26 protein-coding genes and 1 pseudogene are annotated in these 24033 nt (G+C 34.4%); 19 read left to right on the top strand and 8 right to left on the bottom strand.

Going from position 1 to position 24033, the window contains the following annotated elements; genetic code table 11:
- The first annotated feature begins 16 nt into the window (after positions 1–16).
- From ACX9TM_RS20275 to ACX9TM_RS20260, 4 genes and pseudogenes are all read left to right on the top strand, one after another.
- Complete coding sequence (locus ACX9TM_RS20275) at positions 17–349, top strand: PadR family transcriptional regulator (RefSeq protein WP_000107982.1); 333 nt, start codon at positions 17–19, stop codon at positions 347–349.
- A complete protein-coding gene (locus ACX9TM_RS20270) occupies positions 349–1113 on the top strand; it encodes a DUF1129 domain-containing protein (RefSeq protein ID WP_000952885.1) in 765 nt (254 codons plus the stop codon). The genes ACX9TM_RS20275 and ACX9TM_RS20270 overlap by 1 nt, the downstream gene beginning before the upstream one ends.
- A gap of 16 nt (positions 1114–1129) precedes the next feature.
- Complete coding sequence (locus ACX9TM_RS20265; RefSeq protein WP_065382276.1) at positions 1130–1891, top strand: DUF1129 domain-containing protein; 762 nt, start codon at positions 1130–1132, stop codon at positions 1889–1891.
- Between the two features lie 12 nt (positions 1892–1903).
- A pseudogene (locus ACX9TM_RS20260) lies at positions 1904–2047 on the top strand (DNA-binding protein); the annotation flags it as partial.
- 15 nt (positions 2048–2062) lie between these two features.
- On the opposite strand, the gene ACX9TM_RS20255 reads toward ACX9TM_RS20260, so the two are convergent.
- Positions 2063–2680 carry an ImmA/IrrE family metallo-endopeptidase gene (locus ACX9TM_RS20255; protein WP_000371608.1) on the bottom strand — a complete coding sequence of 206 codons (618 nt, stop codon included), beginning with the start codon at positions 2678–2680 and terminating at the stop codon, positions 2063–2065.
- A gap of 175 nt (positions 2681–2855) precedes the next feature.
- Between ACX9TM_RS20255 and ACX9TM_RS20250 the strand changes: the two genes are divergently transcribed.
- The 3 genes from ACX9TM_RS20250 to ACX9TM_RS20240 all read left to right on the top strand — a co-directional run bounded on the left by ACX9TM_RS20250 (position 2856) and on the right by ACX9TM_RS20240 (position 5021).
- Complete coding sequence (locus tag ACX9TM_RS20250; protein ID WP_000288330.1) at positions 2856–3149, top strand: DUF3928 family protein; 294 nt, start codon at positions 2856–2858, stop codon at positions 3147–3149.
- A 107-nt stretch (positions 3150–3256) separates the two neighbouring features.
- Positions 3257–3706 (top strand): NUDIX hydrolase, encoded by a 450-nt coding sequence (locus ACX9TM_RS20245; RefSeq protein WP_000540529.1) that lies wholly within the window; start codon positions 3257–3259, stop codon positions 3704–3706.
- 139 nt (positions 3707–3845) lie between these two features.
- Complete coding sequence (locus tag ACX9TM_RS20240; protein WP_000552081.1) at positions 3846–5021, top strand: acetyl-CoA C-acetyltransferase; 1176 nt, start codon at positions 3846–3848, stop codon at positions 5019–5021.
- A gap of 29 nt (positions 5022–5050) precedes the next feature.
- Here ACX9TM_RS20240 and ACX9TM_RS20235 read toward each other — a convergent pair whose 3' ends face one another.
- Positions 5051–5803 (bottom strand): AAA family ATPase, encoded by a 753-nt coding sequence (locus ACX9TM_RS20235; protein ID WP_000568006.1) that lies wholly within the window; start codon positions 5801–5803, stop codon positions 5051–5053.
- A gap of 215 nt (positions 5804–6018) precedes the next feature.
- Between ACX9TM_RS20235 and ACX9TM_RS20230 the strand changes: the two genes are divergently transcribed.
- The gene (locus ACX9TM_RS20230; RefSeq protein WP_001116854.1) at positions 6019–6747 is read left to right on the top strand and encodes a DUF4184 family protein; all 729 of its coding nucleotides are present in this window, start codon (positions 6019–6021) and stop codon (positions 6745–6747) included.
- Between the two features lie 37 nt (positions 6748–6784).
- Entirely contained in the window at positions 6785–7546 is a 762-nt protein-coding gene (locus tag ACX9TM_RS20225) for a hypothetical protein (RefSeq protein WP_000973899.1), read from the top strand.
- Positions 7547–7575: 29 nt separating this feature from the next.
- On the opposite strand, the gene ACX9TM_RS20220 is transcribed toward ACX9TM_RS20225, so the two are convergent.
- Positions 7576–8007, bottom strand: a complete 432-nt coding sequence (locus tag ACX9TM_RS20220) for a DUF3997 domain-containing protein (protein WP_000758789.1) — start codon at positions 8005–8007, stop codon at positions 7576–7578.
- 131 nt (positions 8008–8138) lie between these two features.
- Between ACX9TM_RS20220 and ACX9TM_RS20215 the strand changes: the two genes are divergently transcribed.
- From ACX9TM_RS20215 to ACX9TM_RS20205, 3 genes are all read left to right on the top strand, one after another.
- Positions 8139–8594: an RDD family protein gene (locus tag ACX9TM_RS20215; protein ID WP_000769080.1), complete on the top strand. Its 456-nt coding sequence runs from the start codon at positions 8139–8141 to the stop codon at positions 8592–8594.
- Between the two features lie 215 nt (positions 8595–8809).
- Positions 8810–8899: a hypothetical protein gene (locus ACX9TM_RS20210; RefSeq protein WP_000145638.1), complete on the top strand. Its 90-nt coding sequence runs from the start codon at positions 8810–8812 to the stop codon at positions 8897–8899.
- 71 nt (positions 8900–8970) lie between these two features.
- Complete coding sequence (locus tag ACX9TM_RS20205) at positions 8971–9480, top strand: SDR family NAD(P)-dependent oxidoreductase (protein ID WP_000218413.1); 510 nt, start codon at positions 8971–8973, stop codon at positions 9478–9480.
- Positions 9481–9544: 64 nt separating this feature from the next.
- Here the strand turns inward: ACX9TM_RS20205 and ACX9TM_RS20200 are convergent, their stop codons facing one another.
- Positions 9545–10645, bottom strand: coding sequence for an ABC transporter ATP-binding protein (locus ACX9TM_RS20200; protein ID WP_000818931.1), 1101 nt, complete (start codon positions 10643–10645; stop codon positions 9545–9547).
- 262 nt (positions 10646–10907) lie between these two features.
- Between ACX9TM_RS20200 and malL the strand changes: the two genes are divergently transcribed.
- Positions 10908–12584: an oligo-1,6-glucosidase gene (malL, locus tag ACX9TM_RS20195; RefSeq protein WP_000415174.1), complete on the top strand. Its 1677-nt coding sequence runs from the start codon at positions 10908–10910 to the stop codon at positions 12582–12584.
- 40 nt (positions 12585–12624) lie between these two features.
- On the opposite strand, the gene ACX9TM_RS20190 is transcribed toward malL, so the two are convergent.
- Entirely contained in the window at positions 12625–14385 is a 1761-nt protein-coding gene (locus ACX9TM_RS20190; protein ID WP_000471782.1) for an alpha-glycosidase, read from the bottom strand.
- Positions 14386–14708: 323 nt separating this feature from the next.
- Here ACX9TM_RS20190 and ACX9TM_RS20185 point away from each other — a divergent pair, with 323 nt between their 5' ends.
- From ACX9TM_RS20185 to malR, 4 genes are all read left to right on the top strand, one after another.
- Positions 14709–15968 (top strand): extracellular solute-binding protein, encoded by a 1260-nt coding sequence (locus ACX9TM_RS20185; RefSeq protein WP_000709923.1) that lies wholly within the window; start codon positions 14709–14711, stop codon positions 15966–15968.
- A gap of 76 nt (positions 15969–16044) precedes the next feature.
- The gene (gene malC / locus ACX9TM_RS20180) at positions 16045–17346 is read left to right on the top strand and encodes a maltosaccharide ABC transporter permease MalC (RefSeq protein WP_001194993.1); all 1302 of its coding nucleotides are present in this window, start codon (positions 16045–16047) and stop codon (positions 17344–17346) included.
- Positions 17347–18189 carry a maltosaccharide ABC transporter permease MalD gene (gene malD / locus ACX9TM_RS20175; protein ID WP_001022608.1) on the top strand — a complete coding sequence of 281 codons (843 nt, stop codon included), beginning with the start codon at positions 17347–17349 and terminating at the stop codon, positions 18187–18189.
- A gap of 269 nt (positions 18190–18458) precedes the next feature.
- A complete protein-coding gene (malR, locus tag ACX9TM_RS20170) occupies positions 18459–19481 on the top strand; it encodes a maltose operon transcriptional repressor MalR (protein ID WP_000219053.1) in 1023 nt (340 codons plus the stop codon).
- A gap of 13 nt (positions 19482–19494) precedes the next feature.
- Here malR and ACX9TM_RS20165 read toward each other — a convergent pair whose 3' ends face one another.
- Complete coding sequence (locus ACX9TM_RS20165) at positions 19495–20658, bottom strand: aminotransferase A (protein WP_000434582.1); 1164 nt, start codon at positions 20656–20658, stop codon at positions 19495–19497.
- A 122-nt stretch (positions 20659–20780) separates the two neighbouring features.
- Entirely contained in the window at positions 20781–20981 is a 201-nt protein-coding gene (locus ACX9TM_RS20160) for a hypothetical protein (protein ID WP_000929278.1), read from the bottom strand.
- Positions 20982–21291: 310 nt separating this feature from the next.
- Between ACX9TM_RS20160 and kinB the strand changes: the two genes are divergently transcribed.
- Positions 21292–22566, top strand: coding sequence for a sporulation sensor histidine kinase KinB (gene kinB / locus ACX9TM_RS20155; protein ID WP_000420370.1), 1275 nt, complete (start codon positions 21292–21294; stop codon positions 22564–22566).
- Between the two features lie 38 nt (positions 22567–22604).
- Here the strand turns inward: kinB and ACX9TM_RS20150 are convergent, their stop codons facing one another.
- Positions 22605–23354, bottom strand: coding sequence for a DUF3967 domain-containing protein (locus tag ACX9TM_RS20150; RefSeq protein ID WP_000388471.1), 750 nt, complete (start codon positions 23352–23354; stop codon positions 22605–22607).
- Positions 23355–23580: 226 nt separating this feature from the next.
- Here ACX9TM_RS20150 and nucA point away from each other — a divergent pair, with 226 nt between their 5' ends.
- Entirely contained in the window at positions 23581–24015 is a 435-nt protein-coding gene (gene nucA, locus ACX9TM_RS20145) for a DNA-entry nuclease (RefSeq protein ID WP_000811494.1), read from the top strand.
- The last annotated feature ends 18 nt before the right edge of the window (positions 24016–24033 follow it).

Here is a 24033-nt window from a genome sequence, read left to right as displayed (position 1 = left end):
TAGGAGGATTTGAATTATGTCGACAAGTCAAATGCTGAAAGGGATTTTAGAAGGATGCTTACTTGCTATTATTTCTGAAGGCGAAATATACGGTTATGAAATGAGTGAAAAGCTAGCGAAGTATGGTTTTACAATGGCGAGTGAGGGAAGTATTTATCCGTTATTAATACGAATGCAAAAAGAAGGACTAATAACAAGCGTAATGAAGGAATCTCCATCTGGTCCAAAGAGAAAATATTATACATTAACAGAAAAAGGCGAGGAAGCACTTGATGAATTTATGGATCGCTGGGAAACGATGCAAAGTAGTGTAGAACGTCTACTTGAAGGGAAGGGAAGGAGAAAATAATGCTATCAAGTGAAGCGCGAAAGTTTTTGTTAGATATGAGATTATTTTTGACGGCAAAGAGTGTGAAAGAAAGCGATATTGAAAATTTTATAGAAGATGCGGAACTCCATTTAATTGAGGGTGAGAGTGATGGGAAAAGTGTAGAAGATATTTTCGGAAGCTCACCGAAAGAATATGCAAATGAACTTGTCAAAGTAATGGAAAGAGATAGACAGGAAACGTGGAAGCAAATTGGTTTTACAGTAATGAATATCGTATCGTTTTGGATTATTGCTTCTATCTTAATAGTGAATCATGGAATGTTACAGATTTCACTTATTCAGTGTATCGGTTATAGTTTTTCATTGATTTTAGTTGTTATAGGTCCTAATTTTCTACTTCGCAAAATGGCCTTCGTAACAAGTTTTACAAAAACATGGTTTTCTATGTGGTCTTTAGTTATGATCGCTCCAATGTTTTTATTAGGAGCTGTTACGATATTAGACGTGATATATCCGACAAAAATGCTCACATTCACCGAAGTGCAAAGTTATATAGTGGCTGGTGGGATTTTTATCATCACAGTAGCTATAAATATATATTTTGAAGGATGGTTTAAAAACTTATATTTAATCATTCCACTTTCAATTATGTTAGTGTTTAAAACATTTACAACGGAAGACCTTGTTCCAATGTTATTTCAAATTATATGTTTATACGGAAGTTTGTTTATTTTAATTTTCCTTGAAATTATGATGAAGACGAATAGAAGAGAGACGGTTTAATAAGGGAGGGATTATCATGATGATTTCTAAAGAAGGAGAAAAGTTTTTAATTGATACGAAAGTGTATTTAATAACGAAAGGAATTAAAGAAGAAGATGTTGACGCTTTTTTAGAAGATGCAGAACCTCATTTAATTGAAGGTGAGAAAGAAGGAAAAACGGTAAGTAATATATTTGGTGATTCGCCAAAAGAGTATGCGGAAGAATTAGCGAAAGAGATGGAGAAGGATAAAGGCGGAAGTATAAAGAGTGTTTTAGGAATGATTATTGGGATAGGTGGGTATTGGTTACTAACCAATATTTTATTTGGAAATCCGAATCAACAATTTACGTTAACAAATGTACAGGTAATTGGTTATCCTATCGTTTTAACTATTACAATTATTGGAACGGTTTTTGCGTTTAGAATGTCTTCTTTTAAAAGTAAATCAGTAGAGTTTGGAATTATTTATGTAATAGTAATGATACCTATTTTATTATTAGTGTTATTAATGTTTATGAATAAATGGTATGGGACGCCAATTTTACAATTGTCGACAATGCAGACATATATATTAGCAGTAAGTATATTTTTATTACTTCTTATTGGTGAAGTATATGTTCTTGGTTGGATGGGTGTTTTGGTACTAATTGTTCCTCTTGCGATTATGTTCTTATTTAAAGACTTAGAAGAAAGAAATGTATTTTGGGGAATTGCAAAGATATTACTTATGTATGGAAGTATATATGGATTAATGAGATGGTCTTTAAAAATTGAAGAAAGAAAAAGTGTGAACTAGAAATTCAATAAAAAGCGGCTGCTCTGGATATACCAAAAATTATTTCCAAAGAAATATTATATAGGGATTTTTAGAGGGATTACATTTACATTTAGTTGTCTATTTTTATTTCTAGCAGCCGGGATTTGTTTTGTTGATTGGAATAAGTTGTTTTAAACAGTAACATGAGGGTTACTGTTTTTTTCTTTGCAATAAAGAGCTTTGTAAAGAGAGTGTTTTTTGTTCGTTCGTCAATAGAGACTGAATAGGAACATTTTCAGGGCGCGGGACTATCGGATACATAAGATTGGTTGGAGAAGGATGGTGCTCCGAGCCAGTTGGGGAATGAGGATCTGCGTGAGTAAGTTTTCCGTGAACACGTCTTGTAAATAAAATATGACCGATTTCGTGAGCAAGCGTATATATATTTTTCATAGGAGCAGCCGAGTTTGTTAAAACGATATATCCGGTAAGTTGTTGCTGTTTTGCTAAAGAGTAAGCGCAGGCAATTACTGCTGTTTCTTTGAAATAATCACTGCCAATATAACAAATATAAAGGTCGCATTCAGGAGCTTCATTTACACATGTTTGGAAAAAGGATGCCAGCTTTTCTTGACTTTGAATGGAATTTTTATAACTGATTTCACGGTCAAAAAAACGGAAAAGTTCATTTAATACAATTACTTCTTGAATTTGAAATGTAATGGGGTGCCAAATTGATTCTGCAACAGCTAAATCTTTTGCGATGCGGTCATCAGAAATATCGGCGCCGGGAGTAATACAAATACATATATTGACGTATGGATCCATAAGGAACACCTCAACTGAAAAAAAGTTCTTCCTATAATATATGTGGGGAAAAGATGTCATGTATGGATAAACGCCTTTTTTATTGAATATATAGATGACAAGTCGAAAAAATTTCATAGTTCTATAACGTAGTGTGATCATCTTTTTGATATAGTAAAGAAAAGGGGGAGAATATATGTATACATTAAAAATCGTTTCAGACAGAGAAGCTCTTTATCAATTTGCAAGTTATGTAAGAGTTGTACAAGGGGTGGAAGATGTATATGTAGAGGTGGGAGAACCTTTATATGAACATCCGTTAATGAAGTTTTATGTACATATTAAGCTGAAAGAAACATATGAGCAGCATAAAGCGTTACAGGAAATAGCAAGATTAGTAGAATTGGGGCGTTTTACATATGTCCATTATCGTAATGATGAAATTGAGGAAGCTTTTGAAGCTGTAAAATATGAAAGTTTTAAGAAATAAAGGTGAAAAAAAGGAGGCGAAAGCTTCTTTTTTTCTTTAAAATTACATGAACAAAAAGAGCAAAATTTTGTTATGATAAGGGAGGTTAGGGAAAGGGGAATTTACATATGGGGTATATTGAAGAGTTACGAAAAGTCGTTGGTACAAGGCCGCTTATTCTCGTAGGATCAGCAATTATTATATTAAACGATAATCAAGAAGTATTGCTTCAATATCGTTCAGATACATATGATTGGGGTGTACCTGGTGGGGCGATGGAACTGGGCGAAACGACAGAAGAAACTGCACGTAGAGAGTTATTTGAGGAAACGGGGTTAACTGCAAAAATAATGCAATTTCTTGGTGTTCTATCAGGAAAAGAAGTATATTTCCGTTATCCGAATGGCGATGAAATTTTCAATGTTATTCATCTGTATCAGGCACATCATGTGAGCGGGGAATTAAAGCTCGATCATGAAGGGTTAAAACTTCAATATTTTCCAGTAGATAAGTTGCCAAAATTGAATGAAACGACAGAGAAAATTTTACAAAAGTTTTTATATGCGCTGACAGAATAGAAGGTTAATTCCTTCTATTTTTATTATATTAAATATTTTGATTTTTTAGTATGTTTATAGTATGATAGTTATAGATATACATCTTATGGAATTTCACCTAAAAACTGACTAGGGTACATAAGAGAGGGGCAAGTGCAAAATGCATAATGTTGTTATTACAGCTGCAGTTCGTTCGCCAATTGGAACTTTTGGAGGAGCGCTAAAAAATGTAACGCCAGTAGAATTAGCTGTTCCTGTACTTCAGGAAGCTGTAAAACGAGGCGGGGTAGAACCACATGAAGTTGATGAAGTAATTTTAGGTCATTGTATTCAAAGAACTGATGAAGCAAATACGGCGAGAACAGCTGCATTAGCGGCAGGATTTCCTGACACAGTTACGGGATATACAATCCAACGTCAATGTTCTTCAGGTATGCAAGCAATTATGTCAGCTGCAATGCAAATCCAATTAGGTGTAAGTGATGTTGTTGTTGCAGGTGGGGTAGAAGCGATGAGTTCGAGCCCTTATGCATTGAAACAGCACCGCTGGGGACAACGTCTACAGCACGGAGAAATTCGTGATACGGTGTGGGAAGTGTTAGAAGATCCGATTCACCATATTATGATGGGTGAAACAGCGGAAAATTTAGTTAAACAATATGAAATTACAAGAGAGGAACAAGATGAAGTTGCTCTTCGCAGTCATACATTGGCACTGAAGGCAATCGAGTCTGGATACTTTGACGATCAAATTGTTCCTATTACAATAAAAGAGCGTAGAAAAGAAGTTGTATTTTCGAAGGATGAACATCCACGTGCAGATATTACAGCTGAAAAATTAGCTGGATTGAAGCCGGCGTTCCGTAAAGATGGATCAGTGACTGCTGGAAATGCATCTGGCCTTAATGACGGGAGTGCAGTTCTAGTATTAATGAGCGAAGAAAAAGCGAAAGAAAAAGGTTTACAACCGTTAGCTAGAATTGTTGGATATTCAGTAGCTGGAGTAGATCCAAAAATTATGGGTATTGGACCAGCACCAGCAATTCGTAAAGGTTTAGAAAAAGTAGATTGGTCATTGGAAGATGCAGATTTACTTGAAATTAATGAAGCTTTCGCGGCTCAATATTTAGCTGTAGAGAAAGAGTTAGGCTTAGACCGTGAAAAAGTGAACGTAAACGGTAGTGGCGTAGGACTTGGGCATCCAATTGGTTGTACAGGGGCTCGTATTACAGTAAGTTTAATTCACGAATTAAAAAGACGTGGGTTAGAAAAAGGAATTGCCTCTTTATGCGTCGGTGGCGGTATCGGGGTTGCCTTATTTATAGAAGCACTATAAAAAAGAAGCAGCTATTGCTGCTTCTTTTTTTACGACTCAAATAGATGATGGAATAATCGATCGCGATTTTCAAAGAAAAGTTTCGTCGTTTGGTAATGCTCAGTTTCTTCTAATGTGGATTCGTGAATTCCCTCTTGTGTTAAAGAATATATAGTGGATTCAGGATAAGCCATTAAAATAGGAGAATGCGTCGCGATAACAAATTGTGAACCTTGTTCAGCTAGTTCGTGCATTCGAATGAGCATGGAAAGTTGTCTCATTGGTGATAAAGCTGCCTCAGGCTCATCTAAAATGTATAAACCTTGTCCTGAAAAACGGTTCATAAATAATGAGAAGAATGATTCACCGTGTGATTGTTTGTGTAGTGAGATACCACCATAAGAGTTGATAACCGGATTCCCACGTGCTTCTCTATCAGCATCTATTTCATCAATATAAGAAGCAACGTTATAAAATGATTCAGCGCGAAGAAAGAAACCGTCGTTTGGTGTATTGAAACTTTTTGAAATTCGAAGGTATTCATGTAAAGATGAATGGGAATCGTTTGTGCTAAAGCGGAAGTTCTTCGTTCCACCTTCTGCATTAAAACCTAACGCAATCGCAATTCCTTCAAGTAATGTTGATTTACCTGTTCCGTTTTCTCCAATAATGAATGTTACATTTGGATGGAAATCTAGTGATTGTAATGTTCGAATAGCGGGTAAGCAGTAAGGATATGCGGAAAAACTAGGGATATTTTCTTTTTTTAATGTGACATTTTGTAAAAAGGGTACGTCAATCAATATATAAACCTCAATTCATAACGGATTTTGAATTTAAAAAGGCAGCAAATATAAGTGTTAATGACACCTGAATCCCTTCTTGTTTTCTGAATATTTTATGTGGATTATATCATTTAAACTATCATATTCCAATGTGAAAATAAATATTGCATGAAGATTCATTCTCTCGTTATGATATATGGTATTCTATTGAAAATGTGAGAAGGAGTTAAAGTATGCCGTTTACATTTGCACATCCAGCAGCAGTTCTTCCTTTTGCGAAAAAGCACTCTAAACATATTTCAGTAACGGCTCTTATATTAGGTAGTATGGCGCCTGACTTTGAATATTTTTTGCACTTTAGACCCTATGGTGTTATTGGCCATACATGGCTTGGGTTCTTATATTTAAATTTACCGCTTGTATTTCTAATCGCATACATATATCATTACATTTTAAAAAAGCCGTTTATAACGCATTTGCCTAAACCGTTTGCTGGTTATTATTCATATGCAATAGATGAGAGGTGGGGGCTACATACCTGGAAAGAATTCTTTGTATTTTGCTATTCTGCATTATTCGGTATGCTCACGCATGTCGTTTGGGATGCATTTACTCATAATACAGGCTATTTCGTTATGAAAATAGCATTGTTACAAATTGAATTACACAGTATTCCATTGTATAAATATATGCAACATGGGAGTACATGTGTTGGCTTATTATTGCTATTATACGTACTATGGAAGTATAAAGATGAAACAGGGAAAGATATGATTGTAGCTTTAGAAAAAAGAAAGTATTGGGTTTCGATAATCATTGTGACAGCTTTTATATTTATCGTGCATGCGTTCCTAGACCCCTATTTTCATATTTTCCAAATTGGAGGTATAATAGTATCTGGACTGACAAGTTCATTTTGTGGAATTGTCATTGTTTCTATAGTTTACAAAGCAAGGGACTAATTTTATATTCATGAATGATAGCGTTAGGAGAAATGAAATGATGAAAGCATGGAAAAGTATTTTTGTTTTATGTAGTTTTCTTCTTATGTTAAGTGGTTGCTTCCATCAAGAAGAAAAGAAAGCTGAACCGAAGAAGAAAGAATCTATTCCTGAAACGAAAGAATATGGTGGGCGTGAGCTGAAAAAAGTAGGACAAAAAGTGAAAGAAACAGGATGGGGTACTTTCAAGTTAGAGCAGATGCATTCTGTGAATCAAACATTTGAAGTAGCGCCAATGAAAATTCACGTACAAGATGTGAAAGTAATCTCTTTATCACAAATGAGTGAAAAGGCAAAAAATACATTGAAAGTATACACGGCACTAACTCCTGAAGAAGTAAAACGTAGATTAGGGGATAAAGTAAGCCAAGAAGATGCAGAATTATATGCATCGCTAAGTGGAACAGAGATTAGTAATACAATTCGTTACGTTGAGATTACATATAAAGTGGAGAATAGCGGGAATAAAAATATGCAATTTTTCTCTATGAATGATGTTATGATTAATGGTAAGCAACATTTTAAAGTAGCCACTCAAAACTTTTTATATGACGAAGATACGTTAGTTGGTACAAAAAATGTATCAAGAGAAGACTATAAGCCTGGTGAAATAAGAGATGGTATTATTGGTTTAATACTTGACGATGGAAAAGACAAGGTAAAGGATATTCAGTTTACAACTGATGATTTACTTGCAGGAGATTCAGAAACACAAGATGTTGTAAAAGAGCCACAAACGTTTAACATCTCACTAAAATAATGTAAGACAAAACAGTCAGCATACAAATATTATGCTGACTGTTTTTTTATTTCTTTTATGTATGAATCTACATTTTGAAAAGGCACCTTAATTTTAAACGCATCTTTTTGTTCATTAAATTGCTTTTCATTGTAGGGACCGAAACGTTTATTGTGCTTTACATCAATAATCCAATAATGTTCACTTTTTTTATTTGCAATTGCTGCGTCAGGGTTATTTGGATCTGATTTTTCCTCAGTTTGTTTTGCAATAATGTATTTATCATCCCAAGCAATGTCTGTAATTTTTGCAGGGATGTATTGTGTGGCATATACAGCATCTTGCGAGGGGAAAAGTTCAAATGCATTTCCAGAAGTACGTATGAGTTCGTATTCATCGTTAACCGTATAAGTTAAGTGACTTGTGTTTCCTGCACAACCAGTTAATAGGAAGGCGACGAATAGGATTATCCATTTTTTCAATATGGGAACCTCCTTTATAATGCTATTGTAACAAATTGTACAAGAAAAGTAAGAGAAACGCTAGTTTACAATGTTTTTTAGAAGTGGTACGATGAGACGGGTAAAGAAGGATATGAAGGAGTCGACATAAAATGAAGTTAAAGATGCATCGTCCAGCGCTTGTAATGAATCGCATAGGTGCTTCCCTAATTGACATGTTTTTAATCTCGGTTATGTATGGTGCAGTAGTAGCTATTATGACCGGAAACTATAGTGCTATGTTTAAGCGCTTTAATATAAGCTTAGGTGATTTTAGATATGATTTCGCAGTAGTTTTCATATTAATGGCGATATATTTTATTGTATTACCCTTTATTTGGAACGGTGTTACACTTGGCAAAAAGGTAACGAGAATAAAATTAATTTCATTGAAGAGTGAAAAGCTAACGTTGCAAACATTAATTATAAGATTTTTTGTAGTGTTATTACCGAACGTATTGCTATTAGGAATTCCATTAATATGTAACGTATATATGATGTTGTTCCGCAAAGACAATTGCGGTTTTCAGGACTTAATTACAAAGACGAAAATAATAAGTCTTGTATAATAAAATAAAAAAAGACCCTTTTATATATAAAAGGGTCTTTTTTTATTTTATAAGTATATTGTGAATATTTACAGTAAGGAAAAACTAAAATGTGTCATTTCTATTTATAATAAATTGAAAATTAAGATAATGGTATAATAATTAAAAATAATATCTTTATCTCACCATTTGGGGCTGATTAAAGTTTTACTTTATATAATAAGGGGGAAGTTGAGATGACAGGAGGTAGCATAATTTTTTGGGGCATTCTCATTTTTATCGGTCTAGTTCTTGATCAGCGTAAGAGTAAGAAAAAAGAAGGATAAAAAGTAAACGTTTACAAATCGAATGGCAATTTTTCTTGCTTGCAGAATAATCTCATAAAGGAGTATACTGAATGACGGTAAGACTTATAGAAGGGGTAATGAAAATGAAGCTTGCAGGAAAAGTTGCTATCGTAACTGGCGGTGGCATCGGTATTGGACGTAATACAGCTCTTTTGTTGGCTAAACAAGGCGCAAAAGTTATTGTGACGGACATTGATCAAGAGAGTGGACAAGCAACAGTGGAGGAAATTACGAATCTAGGCGGAGAAGCCCTTTTTGTATTCTATGATATGGAAAAGCAAGGAGATTGGCAACGCGTTATTAGCATTACTTTGAATGCATTCAGTCGCATTGACATGCTTTTTCAAAATGCTGGTTTATATAAAATAGATTCTATTTTTTCTCGCCAACAAGAGAACGATTCCAATGTACTTTGTATTAATGACGTTTGGATAGAGATAAAACAATTAACGTCATCTTTTATGAAACAGCAAGAAGAAGTGGTGCTTAGTGATTTACCGATTTTCGGTATTATTGGCACGAAAGGACAATCATTTCATACAGTAGAAGCCCTAGTATAATAATGAAAACCGCCCTCAATATATGTGGACGGTTTTTTATATGTGTATAGTAAAGATAAATTTTTTAGCGAATACGTTGTTCAGTTTGGTTATCAAAGAAATGCGCTTTATTCATATCAAATGCTAATTTAATTTGGTCACCAGGTGAAAACGTATGTCTTGCATCTACACGTGCCGCAAAATCTTGATTCCCAAGTTTCATATATAAAATGGATTCAGCACCTAATAACTCAGCGACTTCAATTTTTGTTGTGAAGGCAGTAGATTGTGAAGCTTCTAAAAATAGTAGTTCATCATGAATGTCCTCTGGACGAATACCTAAAACAATTTCCTTATTTACATAGCCTTGTTCACGTAGCATCTTCATTTTTCCTTCAGATACTTTAATTTTTATAGTATTGTCTATAACGAAATCGGTTTCAGTCAATTTACCACGGAAGAAGTTCATAGCTGGTGAGCCGATAAATCCACCCACGAAGATGTTTTCTGGTGTTTCATATACTTCTTTTGGAGTTCCAATTTGTTGGATTTTTCCATCCTTCATAACGACAAGACGCGAAGCCATAGTCATTGCTTCTGTTTGATCATGTGTTACATAAATTGTTGTTGTTCCAAGGCGATGATGTAGCTTAGAAATTTCTGAGCGCATTGCAACACGGAGTTTAGCATCTAAGTTTGATAATGGCTCGTCCATTAAGAAAACTTTTGCATCTCGAACGATTGCTCTACCTAACGCAACACGTTGGCGCTGTCCACCTGATAATGCTTTCGGTTTTCTATCTAAATATTGTTCAAGTCCTAAAATTTTTGCTGCATCTTTTACACGACGATCGATTTCATCTTTTGGTATTTTTCGAAGTTTTAATCCAAATGCCATATTATCATATACACTCATATGTGGATAAAGAGCGTAGTTTTGGAATACCATTGCGATATCTCGATCTTTTGGAGGAACATCATTCATTAGTTTACCATCAATTGAAAACTCGCCTTTTGAAATATCTTCGAGTCCAGCTACCATTCGTAACGTTGTAGATTTTCCGCATCCAGAAGGACCGACAAATACGATAAATTCTTTATCTTGAATGTGTAAATTAAAATCAGTTACAGCTGTTACGTTATTATCATATATCTTATAAATGTTTTCTAATTTAAGTTCTGCCATGGTATTTCCCCCTAGAAATAATTATGCAAACGTTTTCTTTGAGTTCATTATAAACGAATAGATTCAAAAAATAAATAAAAAAATAAAACGTTTTCATATATTGGAGAGTTATTAGTGATTTTCGCATGTTTTCTTAGAAAAAGAACAATAAAAATTGTAAGCGCTATTTTAAATTGAGATAGAATCTGTTATCATTCATTAATGAAAACGTTTGCGCCTTAAAAAAGAGAAAAATGAATGATGAATGAAATGGGGTAGCATAATGGAAAAACAATGGTGGAAAGAAAGTGTAGTATATCAAATTTATCCTCGTAGCTTTATGGATAGTAATGGTGATGGTATAGGAGACCTTCAAGGGATTATTTCAAAGCTAGATTACTTAAAAGAGTTAGGGATTGATGTGATTTGGTTATCACCAGTCTATGAATCTCCAAATGATGATAATGGTTATGATATAAGCGATTATTGTAAAATTATGAACGAGTTCGGAACAATGGAAGATTGGGATGAGCTATTACATGAAATGCATGAACGTAATATGAAATTGATGATGGATTTAGTTGTTAATCATACATCTGATGAACATAATTGGTTTATTGAATCACGTAAATCAAAAGATAATAAATATAGAGATTACTATATATGGCGCCCTGGAAAAGAAGGAAAAGAACCGAACAACTGGGGAGCTGCTTTTAGTGGATCTGCATGGCAGTATGATGAAATGACAGATGAATATTATTTACATCTGTTTTCTAAAAAACAGCCAGATTTAAATTGGGATAATGAAAAGGTAAGACAAGATGTTTATGAAATGATGAAGTTTTGGTTAGAAAAAGGAATTGATGGTTTCCGTATGGATGTTATTAATTTTATTTCTAAAGAAGAGGGATTACCAGCTGTTGAAACAGAAGCAGAGGGGTATGTTTCAGGTCATAAGCATTTTATGAACGGTCCAAACATTCATAAATATTTACATGAAATGAATGAGGAAGTATTATCGCATTATGATATTATGACGGTTGGTGAAATGCCTGGTGTAACGACAGAAGAAGCGAAATTGTATACTGGAGAAGAACGAAAAGAATTGCAAATGGTATTCCAATTTGAACATATGGATTTAGATTCAGGAGAAGGTGGAAAGTGGGATGTAAAACCATGCTCACTTCTTACTTTAAAAGAGAATTTAACAAAGTGGCAAAAAGCATTAGAGCATACCGGATGGAATAGCCTTTATTGGAATAATCATGATCAGCCTCGCGTTGTATCTCGTTTTGGTAATGATGGAATGTATCGCATTGAATCAGCAAAAATGTTAGCGACAGTTCTTCATATGATGAAAGGAACGCCATATATTTATCAAGGAGAGGAAATCGGAATGACGAACGTCCGATTTGAGTCAATTGATGAATATCGAGATATTGAAACGTTAAATATGTATAAAGAAAAAGTGATAGACCATGGTGAAGATATAGAAAAAGTAATGGAATCTATTTATATAAAGGGTCGTGATAATGCTAGAACTCCGATGCAGTGGAATGATCAGAATCACGCTGGATTTACAAAAGGTGAACCTTGGATTACTGTAAATCCTAACTATAAAGAGATTAATGTGAAACAAGCAATCCAAGATGAAGGTTCAATTTTTTATTACTATAAGAAATTAATTGAACTACGCAAAAATAATGAAATAGTTGTATATGGATCATATGATTTAATATTAGAGAATAATCCTTCTATTTTTGCTTATATAAGAACATATGGAGACGAAAAACTACTTGTTATTGCAAACTTTACTGCGGATGAAAGTGTATTTGAAATGCCTGAGGATATTAGTTATAGTGAATCAGAATTATTCATACACAATTACGATGTAGAAATCGGATTGATAGATAACATTACATTACGTCCGTATGAAGCGATGGTATTCAAATTGAAATAAGAAAAATCCTTATGCCACCTTGGCATAAGGATTTTTTGGGTTACCATTTTAATATGGAGAATCCATATGGAGGAAGTGTAACTTGTAATACACTTGCTTCTGCTGAAAATTCTTCGTTTGTATAAATGTTAATTATTTTCTTACCAGTAACATGAAGAGGGAGTGAAACTGTAACTTCACTATTAGTAGGGTTTAAAACGAAAAAGATAGTTTCATCCTCATATGTTTTCGTATAAGAAATATAATTATGTTCATCATTTGCTTCGATGAATTGAAAAGTACCATGTCCTCCAAATGCTTTATGTTGTTTCCGTAATAAAATCAATGTTTGTATATGGGTAAATAATGCATGATCTTGTTCTTTAGTATCCCAAATCATACATTTACGGCAATCAGGGTCCATGCCGCCATCCATACCAATTTCATCTCCGTAATAAATACAAGGAGAGCCGATGAAAGAAAGATGGAATACATAGAGCAATTTCAACTTATTTTTATCTCCGTTGCATGTTGTTAAAATTCTTGGAGTATCATGGCTATCTAATAAATGAAATGCTGCTTCATTTACATTCATAGAGTAGGAATGTAGAGATTCTGTAATTTGCTTCATGAATTCACTTGCTTTAATGGAATCGTTAGCAAAGTAAGAAAGTAGAGCGTTTGTAACAGGATAGCTCATGACAGCATCAAATTGATCGCCTTGTAGCCACGGAAGGGCATCGTGCCAAATTTCTCCCAAAATATATACTTCAGGATTTAGTGTCTTTATTTCAGTTCGGAATTCTCTCCAAAAGTTGTGATCGACTTCATTGGCGACATCAAGGCGCCAGCCATCTATATTGAATTCTCGTACCCAATAACGTCCTACTTCAAGTAAGTATTCTTTTACATCTGGATGAGCTGTATTTAATTTAGGCATATACGGTGTAAAGGCGAAAGTATCATAATTTGGAAGTGGTTCGGTTATAATCGGAAATTCATGAATGTGGAACCACTCTTTATATGCGGACTTCTCACCATTCTCTAGTACGTCTTGAAATTTCTCGAAAAAGTATCCACTATGATTAAACACAGCATCGAGCATTACTTTTATACCGTGCTTATGACATTCTTCAACGAGCTCTTTAAAAGTTTCTTTCGTCCCAAATTGTGGGTCAATTTCCATATAGTCAATTGTGTCATATTTATGGTTTGAATGAGCTTTGAAAATAGGTGTGAAATATATTCCGGAAATGCCAAGCTTAACAAGGTAATCAAGGTTTTGAATAACACCAGAAAAATCTCCGCCGAAAAAATTAGTTGGAGTTGGATTCGCACTTCCCCAAGGAAGGGTGTTTTCTGGATTCAGCGTACTATCGCCATTAGCGAATCGCTCAGGGAAAATCTGATACCAAATGGTGTCTTTAATCCAAGATGGTGCTTTGAATACATCATCTGCATGAATAAATGGAAAACAGAAAAAGTTACCAACATCATCATTTGGAATGCTAGAAAAGAATCCTCGCTCTGCATAAATAAGAGTGTCTGTTTCAGATTTTAATTCAAACCCATAACGTAAGCGCTTAAATTTTGGTTCGATTGAAATGGACCAATAATCAAATAATGCAGTAGAACCCGTTTTTTTCATGGGTGTACTTGCTGATATCCATTTCCCGTCTTTCCATTCGTAAGGATCACCGTAAATAAGATCGGCGCTTTGAATATCATCTCTCTTAGTACGTACTCGGATGTGAATTGTTTGTTCATCATAAGCGTATGCATAATTATCTTTCGGCCTATGATAAATAGCTTCTTTAAACATATAGAAAATCCCCCTTCAATATCTCTATACATAGTATTCCCTTAAGTGTAATAATAAAGCCTATATTGCAAACGATTGCCTTTCTCGTAGCTTTAATATTGCTTATAAGAGTAGTATTCATTTCATATAAAGTCAATGTATAAAGAGTATAATGACATAATTTTTAAATTAATATTTGCAAAATGAATAAAAGAATGTATAATGATAGACAAATAGCGCAAACGTTTTCATAGATTGAGATATTGTTTGCGCTTCAATTAAACTATTAAATGCAAACGTTTTCAGTTACTGAGGTACATAGACAATTTAGGGAGGTTTTTGGGATGAAGAAAGCATTATCATTATTAACGGTTTCAGCATTATCTATTGGTATGTTATCTGCATGTGGACCGAAAGATTCAGGGAAAAAAGAGGAAAGTAAAGCGAAAAAAGACTATGATCTTCTTGTTTGGGAAGATGATAAAAAAGGTGTTGGTTTAGAACCAGCAGTGAAAAGCTTTGAGGAAAAATATAAAGTAAAAGTAAAAGTTGTTGAAATGCAAATGACAGATCAAGTGAAGAAGTTACGCCTTGATGGACCAGCGGGGACTGGACCAGATGTTGTAACATTGCCACACGATCAAATCGGAAATGCAGTAACAGAAGGTTTACTTTCTGAAGTGAAAGCAGATGATGCTGTAAAGAGTAAATTTACTAATTCATCAATAGAAGCACAGACATATAATGGAAAATTATATGGTTTACCAAAAGCAATTGAGACACCAGTCTTTATTTACAATAAAAAACTAATGCCAAAAGCGCCAGAAACGATGGACGAGCTGTTTAACTTCTCAAAAGAATTTACGAAAGATGGCAAGTACGGATTTTTAGCATTAGGAGATAACTTCTACTTTGCTAATGCATTCATGGCAGGTATGGGCGGTTATGTATTTGGTGAAAAAGATGGAAAACCAAATGCAAGTGATGTTGGATTAAATAATAGCGGAGCAGTACAAGGTGCTGAATATCTTCAAAAATGGTACAAGGAAAAATTATTCCCAAAAGGTATTATCGGTGAATCAGGTGGGCCTGCTGCTGATGGACTATTCAATGAAGGAAAAGCAGCTTCTATCATGAATGGCCCATGGGCGTTCCAAGCAATGGAAAAGAACGGGATTGATTATGGCGTTGCTCCAATGCCGAAATTACCAAATGGTCAACCAATGAAAACGTTTGTTGGGGTTAAAGGATGGCATGTAACAAGTTTCTCTAAACAAAATGATTTAGCTACAAAATTCACTGAGTGGGTAACAAATGAAGAAAACGCAAAAATTCGATTTGAGAAAACAAAAGAAATTCCTCCAGTAAAATCAGTAATGGAAGATCCAATTATTAAAGATAACGAAGCTGCAAAAGCAGTTGCAACGCAATCTGAAAATGGAATTCCAATGCCAAACATTCCAGAAATGCAAGAAGTTTGGAAACCAGCTGGAGATGCGCTTCAATTAGTTGTTACAGATAAAGAGGCACCAAAAGCGGCGCTTGATAGTGCAGTGAAACAAATTAAAGGTAATATTGAGGCAAATCATAACAAGAAAAAATAAGGTGAAATTCGTGCCTCGAATATTCGAGGCACGAATTCTCTCCCTTCCATGTAGGAAGAAAAAAGGGGGAAGGAACATGCAAACATCTATGGAACCAGCAAATGGGTTAAACCATTCAAAGCATAGAAAAATGGCAACCATGTTATCAATCATTCCAGGCGTGGGCCAAATGTATAATAAACAATTTGTAAAAGGTCTTATTTTTCTAGTATTAACAGGTTCATTTATTGTAGCCTTTGCTGATTTATTAAATATGGGATTATGGGGTATTGTAACGCTTGGTACAGAAGTTCCACGTGACCATTCTGTCTTTCTATTAGTAGAAGGAATCTTGGCCCTTATCGTTATCGCTTTTGGGCTCGGCATATATGCATTTAACTTATACGATGCATACCAAAATGGAAAGAAACGTGATATCGGAACACCGTTAAATTCTGTAAAAGAGCAATACCGTAATTTGTTAGATCAAGGTTTTCCTTATTTAATGGTTTCACCAGGTTTTCTACTACTTATCTTTGTTGTCGTATTTCCAATCATCTTCGTAATTTTAATTGGATTTACAAACTATGATTTATATCATTCTCCTCCAGCAAAATTAGTAGATTGGGTGGGCTTTAAAAACTTTATTGATATTTTCACTTTACCGATGTGGAGAGAGACATTTGTAAGTGTATTCTCTTGGACTGTCATTTGGACATTCGTTGCAACAACATTACAAGTTGCGCTTGGTATTTTCTTAGCGATTATCGTAAATCAGCCCGGTATTAAAGGAAAGGCAATTATTCGAACAATCTTCATTTTACCGTGGGCGGTTCCAGCATTCGTATCTATTCTTGTTTTCTCTGGTATGTTTAATGAAACATTCGGAGCGATTAACAATCAAGTATTAGCTTTATTCGGAATTGAAAAAATTGCTTGGATGACAGATCCATTTTGGGCGAAGATTGCTTTAATTATGATTCAAACGTGGCTTGGGTTCCCGTTTATCTTTGCGATGACAACGGGTATACTGCAATCGATTCCGGGAGAATTATATGAAGCGGCTACAGTAGATGGAGCGACAGCTTGGCAACAGTTTCGTAAAATTACATTGCCACTTGTGTTATATGCAACAGCACCAATATTAATTACGCAATATACGTTTAACTTTAATAACTTTAGTATCATCTATCTATTTAACGGTGGAGGTCCTGCTGTAGCTGGACAAGACGCAGGTGGAACGGATATTTTAATTTCATGGATTTATAAGTTAACGATGACTTCAGCGCAGTACGGAAAAGCAGCAGCTCTTACAATGATATTATCGTTAATCGTTATTACAGTTGCGTTATGGCAATTTAAGAGAACAAAATCATTCCAAGAAGAGGATATGATGTAAATGAATATTAAAAGACAGAAGATGTTACGTCTCTCATTAAGTTATTTAGTTATTTTCGTAATGTGTGCCATCATTTTCTATCCGTTATTATGGATTATTGGCTCATCGTTTAATCCGGGTGATAGTTTATCTGGATCAAGTATTATTCCACAAAATGCAACGTTAGATCATTATCGTAAGTTATTAGATCTAGAGAATAGTAATTACTTACTATGGTATAAAAACACATTAAAAGTAAGTGTTTTAACGATGATTTTCTCAGTGTTAGCAATTAGCTTTACTGCTTATGCATTTTCGAGATATCGTTTTGTTGGAAGAAAAAATGGTTTATTAACATTTTTAATTCTGCAAATGATTCCAAACTTTGCAGCGTTAATTGCTTTATACGTATTAGCTCAATTAACAGGATTAATTGATACACACCTTGCATTAATTTTAATTTATGTAGGCGGGGCTATTCCGATGAATACATGGCTTATGAAAGGGTATTTTGATACGATTCCGAAAGAACTAGATGAATCAGCTCGAATGGATGGAGCAGGGCATTTTCGTATTTTTTGGCAAATCATTATGCCACTTGCAAAGCCAATCGTAGCGGTTGTAGCGTTATTTACTTTCATTGGTCCATTTACAGATTTCATTTTAGCGAGTATTATTTTGCGAACACCAGAAAATTATACTTTAGCAGTTGGATTATATGAAATGGTTGCGAAGAAATTCGGTAATGAATTTACAACGTTTGCAGCGGGTTCTGTGTTAATTGCGATCCCAATTTCAATTTTATTCCTATCACTACAAAAATACTTTATTTCTGGTTTAACAGCTGGAGGTACAAAAGGATGAAAAATGGGACATTACGTCCCATTTTTCTTTTCATCTCCCTATAAATAAGTTTATAGGGAGATGAAAAGAGATTTGACATCACATGTGAAAAGAAGTGAAATAAATAGTATATTATAGTATAGGAAAAAATAGCTATATCCCTTACAATACATGAAGAGGGAGAATAGGATTAGTTTTGCAAGATATAAGAAATGAAAGTTTATGACTTGCAATGAGTGCGAGATAAAATATATGAAAAATGGCAGAGAAATGAGAGGAGGGGGATTTTTATGACAGTTACAATTAAAGATGTGGCGAAGCAAGCGAATGTTGCACCATCAACAGTTTCTCGTGTAATTGCTGATAATCCAAGTATAAGTGAAAAGACAAAGCGCCGTGTTAGGAAAGTGATGAGTGAATTAGGGTATCATCCCAATTTAAATGCGAGAAATCTTGCGAACCAAACGACGAAAACACTTGGTCTTGTTATGCCAAGTTCTGCAAGTAAAGCTTTTCAAAATCCATTTTTCCCAGAAGTTATAAGAGGGATTAGTTCATTTGCACACGTAGAAGGTTATGCGCTTTACATGTCGACAGGTGAAACGGAAGAAGAAATTTTTAATGGTGTCGTAAAGATGGTACAAGGACGCCAAATTGGTGGCATTATTCTTTTATATTCAAGGGAGAATGATCGGATTATTCAATATTTACATGAACAAAATTTCCCGTTTGTTTTAATAGGAAAACCATATGATCGAAAAGATGAAATTACATATGTAGATAATGACAATTATACAGCTGCAAGAGAAGTGGCAGAATATTTAATTTCATTAGGGCATAAACAAATCGCGTTCATTGGTGGTGGATCAGATTTACTTGTAACGAGAGATCGTTTAGCTGGTATGAGTGATGCCTTGAAATTAGCAGACATTGTATTACCAAAAGAATATATTTTACATTTTGATTTTTCGAGGGAAAGTGGTCAACAAGCTGTTGAGGAATTAATGGGACTGCAGCAACCGCCAACGGCAATTATGGCAACGGATGACTTAATTGGACTTGGTGTGTTAAGTGCTCTTTCTAAAAAAGGATTTGTTGTACCGAAAGATGTTTCTATTGTAAGCTTTAATAATGCTTTATTATCGGAAATTGCGAGCCCTCCACTTTCGACAGTTGATGTGAATATTTATCAGCTAGGATATGAGGCGGCAAAAGCTTTAGTTGATAAAGTAGAGAATGCAGAATCCACTGCAAAGTGTATCATTATTCCTCATAAATTACTAAAACGTCAAACTTGTGATCATTATGCATAAAAAAGCTAAGAGTTTAACTCTTAGCTTTTTTCATTAGAAAGGCTTCTAATCGGTCGCAGCCTTCTTTTAAAGTTTCGATACTATACGCATAGGACAAGCGAAGGTAGCCTTCACCGTATTCAGAGAATGCTGTTCCAGGAACTACAGCTAGTCCCGCTTCTTTGACAAGATCAAGTGCAAAATCAAATGATGAAGATGTCAAATGACCAACATATGGGAATAAGTAAAATGCACCTGTTGGCTTTTCAACTGTTAATCCCATTTGAGTGAGTCTATTATATACGTAATCACGGCGTTTTTTATATTGGTGGCGCATCATTTTTGGTGCGTCTTTAGCTGCTGTTAATGCTTCAATTGCAGCGTATTGAGCGATTGAAGTAGCACACGTTACATTGTATTGATGAACTTTTAATATGTGTCCTGCTAAATAGCTTGGTGCAAATAAAAGTCCAACACGCCAGCCAGTCATAGAATGTGATTTAGATAAACCGTTAATGACAATTGTCTTTTCACGCATTTCTGGGAAATGAGCGATAGATGTATGCTTTTGTTCATATACAAGCTCGCTATAAATTTCATCTGAAAGGACGAAAATATTTTTATCTTTTAAAACATCTACAATATCTTTTAGCTCTTCTGTTGATAAAGTTACACCAGTTGGATTAGAAGGATACGGTAGTACGATACATCTTGTTTTTTCTGTAATAGCATTTTTAAGCGCTTCAGCTGTTAAACGAAATCCAGTTTCACGAACATCTACAAAAACAGGCGTTGCACCGCATAATCGAATAATGGGTTCGTAACCTGGATAAATAGGAGCAGGTAAAATTACTTCTGTTCCTGGCTCTAAAATCGTTCGGAATGCAACATCAATTGCTTCGCTAGCACCGATTGTAACGATGGTTTCGTTTTCAGGTGAGTAATGTAAATCGTAGTTATCTTTTACAAAGTTACAAGCTGCCTTACGTAATTCTAGTAAACCAGCGTTATGTGTATAGCTTGTATAGTTTTCTGTAATCGCCCGTTTTGCCGCTTCTTTTACGAGAGAAGGTGTAGGGAAATCGGGTTGTCCAATTGTTAAAGAAATCAAATTATCATAGTTTTGAATCATGTTAGAGAATTGACGGATTCCAGAAATTTGGATGTCCTTCACTCTAGGGTTAATGAATTGTTCCATTGTATCTCCCTTTCTTCCGTTTGAAAATTAAGTTCATTTTATCATATTTTCTATGATTACGCTTTGTATATGTTATTTAGAAAGAGAGAGAAAAGAGAAAAAAAGCCGCTATAAGCGACTTTTTAATATCCGTATTCCCAATCTATTTCATCTTCATTCCAGAGTACAGAGGATACCTTGCCAAGGTGAACGACTGATTGGTTCACAGCACATGTGCAGTTTTCATCTCCCGCTTTATGCTGTAACTCTTCATATACTGATTTTTCAACATTTTCTAGAACAACCAAATTTTCTTCTTTTAAAACAAGCGTAGTACCCGCCATATTTATCTTCCTCCTACTAAAGTAATGATCACTTATTTGTAAACATAGATAGTATGGATTATATGCTGTATTTTGCTATAGTTGTCCGTCTAAAAAAGTATTTTTATATTTTCTTTGTAATCCGTATTCATTGTATACTGCACGAAGGAAATTTGGTACAGGGTTTACAATCATTTCGAAAATCTGTAACAATTATTATGAGTTGTTAACAAAGAATTAACAAATATGTTAAGAAAAATCAAAATTTTAAAACAAATACACCTATAAAATGATATAATCATATCAAAATACATATAGGGGATGAGAGGTTATGGAGCTTATCCGTGATTTATTGATTCAAATTGCCATCATAATTTTGCCACTATTTTTATATGAAGCGATTCGTTTAAATCGCTATCAAGAAATGCCTCCGAAGCCAAATCGTTACTTTATTATGTTTTTATCTAGCGTTACGCTCGTTCTCTCCATGACATACTCTATTTGTTTTGGCAATGTGTGTGGGTATAACTTTCACCCCATTCCAATTGTCAGTGGTTTTTTATATGGTGGGATTGTTGGTTTAATCCCAGCGGTTATTTTTGTTGCATATGAATGGTTACTAAAGGGAATGAGCTTTCTTCCAGTTTTAGAAGTAATATTTTTATTGATAGTTCCGCTATTTTTATCAAAGAAATGGTCTCTTTTTTCAAGGGATAAGAAATTAATTTTAGCATTTATGATTTCATCATTTTATGTGCTTGTTTCTTTAGTATTAGGCATGATTAATGTTCTTTTGGAAACAGGATTTACACCGTATATTTCGCAAATATATAGCGGATTTATATTTGCCTCGCTTATCATGGTCATGACAATGGTATTTCAGGTGTATTTAACTGAATATTTAAATGAAAATGCATTGCTACGTACAGAGATGCAAAAATCAGAAAAGCTTAATATTGTAAGTGAGTTAGCAGCAAGTGTGGCACATGAAGTTCGAAATCCACTAACTGTTGTTCGTGGATTTATCCAATTGCTAGAAAGTACGGAAGATGTGAAGAATAAGGATTATATGCGTCTCGTATTAGCTGAATTGGATCGGGCGGAACAAATTATTTCAGATTACTTAAATTTAGCAAGGCCGCAAATTGAGAAAAAAGAACACATTTGTTTATCAGCCCAATTAATAGAAATGACCACTCTCATGTCGTCATTTGCAGCGATGCAAGGTGTATATTTACAAGTTGAAATTTCAGAAAGTCTTTATACGATTGGTGATAAGACAAAATTGAAGCAAGCTATTATGAATGTTGTTAAAAATGGTATTGAAGCAATTCAAGGAAATAAAGGATATTTAAAAGTAACAGCTATTCAAAAAGACGAAACAATCATAATAAGAGTTAAAGATAGTGGTGTTGGTATGACGAATGAACAGTTAGCAAGGCTTGGGCAACCATATTATTCTTTAAAAGAAAAAGGGACAGGATTAGGACTTATGGTAACATTTAGTATTTTACAAGCGCATAATGGTACATTGGAATATAAGAGTGAAAGTGGAAAAGGCACTGAAGCAATTATTATATTACCAGCTGTACAAAATAAGGAATAAAAGTTACCGATGAAAGGTAACTTTTTATTTTATATTGTTTATTCATTTGTTTTTTCTTGTTTTGCTCGGCTAAATAAACTTTTAAATGATTGAAAGAAGCTTTGCTCTTTTGAGGCAGCAACCATTCTTTTTGTTTCTTGAATTTCTCGAATAACTTGCATAAGCTGTGCATCACGGTTACTGTCTTTATTATAAATTTGACTAACAAGTTTATTCATTTTTTCTTCCTGTTTGGATTCTCGTTTATACATATGATTCATTAATAAGTCCATCTTTTCTTTTTGCAGTGCATCTGTTTGAGCGGCGTGATCGACTAACTCTTGAAGCATTTTTTCTTGAGAGCCTTCTTTTACATAAACTTGTTGCATCAATTCGTCTAGTTTCTCATCCTTTAAACGATTTTGTGTAATTAAAGTAGAATTTTGATGAATAATTGCCTCATTTAATTGAGCTAGCATTTCAAGTTTTAACATGAACTCCTCAAAGTTACGCCCATCTTCTTTTTCTTTCGTTTGTATCTCTTGCTTATCTTGTATAACTGGTACAGGTGGGGCCTCTTTTTCTTTTAAAATAATCGGTATCGTTTCTGAAATATCTTCTTGTAATGTAGCAGCTCTTTCGTGTATAGATTTCAATAATTTTAAATCATCAAGTTTATAAATACGAGCATCAGCTGTTTTGGAAATCATATAACCATGTTCTTCTAACAGTTGACTATATTTGCGAACTATATGTTTTGGGATGCCTGTTTTATTCGTGACATCTTTCGTTTTATAGGTAGCTTCCATCATATTTCCTCCCCAAAAAGTATCGTATATATCATTTCAATCTTTTATGAGGACTTCCTTTGAAAAAGAATGTCGGAAGGCTATTAGTTTTCTACAGCATTAGTGAAAAAATGAAAATTTTTGGCGGAATGGCAAGGAATAACTAAAATAATGTCTGAAAACATATACAGGAGAAGTTTGTTATAATAACGGAGGAAAAGAAACTGGTAGAAACATGGAGGTATACATGAAGCAATTAAAAGGTATTATCATTTCAATTATCGCAATTCTGTCTATTTTAGTAGCAGTTTATGAAGTACTTGTGCCAGAGGAAACAAGTGTAAAGAAAACGAATACGTATGATCAAGTGTTAGAATTTCCGAAAGAACGTTATCCAGAGACAGGAAAACATATTACGGATGCTATAAAAGAAGGGCATTCAGAAGTTTGTACAATCGATCGTGGTGGTGCTGCAGATAGAAGGAAATTGTCGTTAGCACCATATCCATCAAAAAAAGGGTATGATCGTGATGAATGGCCAATGGCGATGTGCAAGGAAGGCGGAAAAGGAGCACATATTGAATATATAAGTCCGGCGGATAACCGCGGAGCAGGTTCTTGGGTAGGGAATAAGTTAGATAAATACCCAGATGGTACGCGAGTAAAATTTGAAGTGAAGTAGTAGTTGTATATTTCATAA

Source organism: Bacillus sp. LH1, assembly GCF_057924895.1.
The sequence above is the reverse complement of the archived record's forward strand: the minus strand, read 5'-3'. Positions and strand labels throughout refer to the sequence as shown.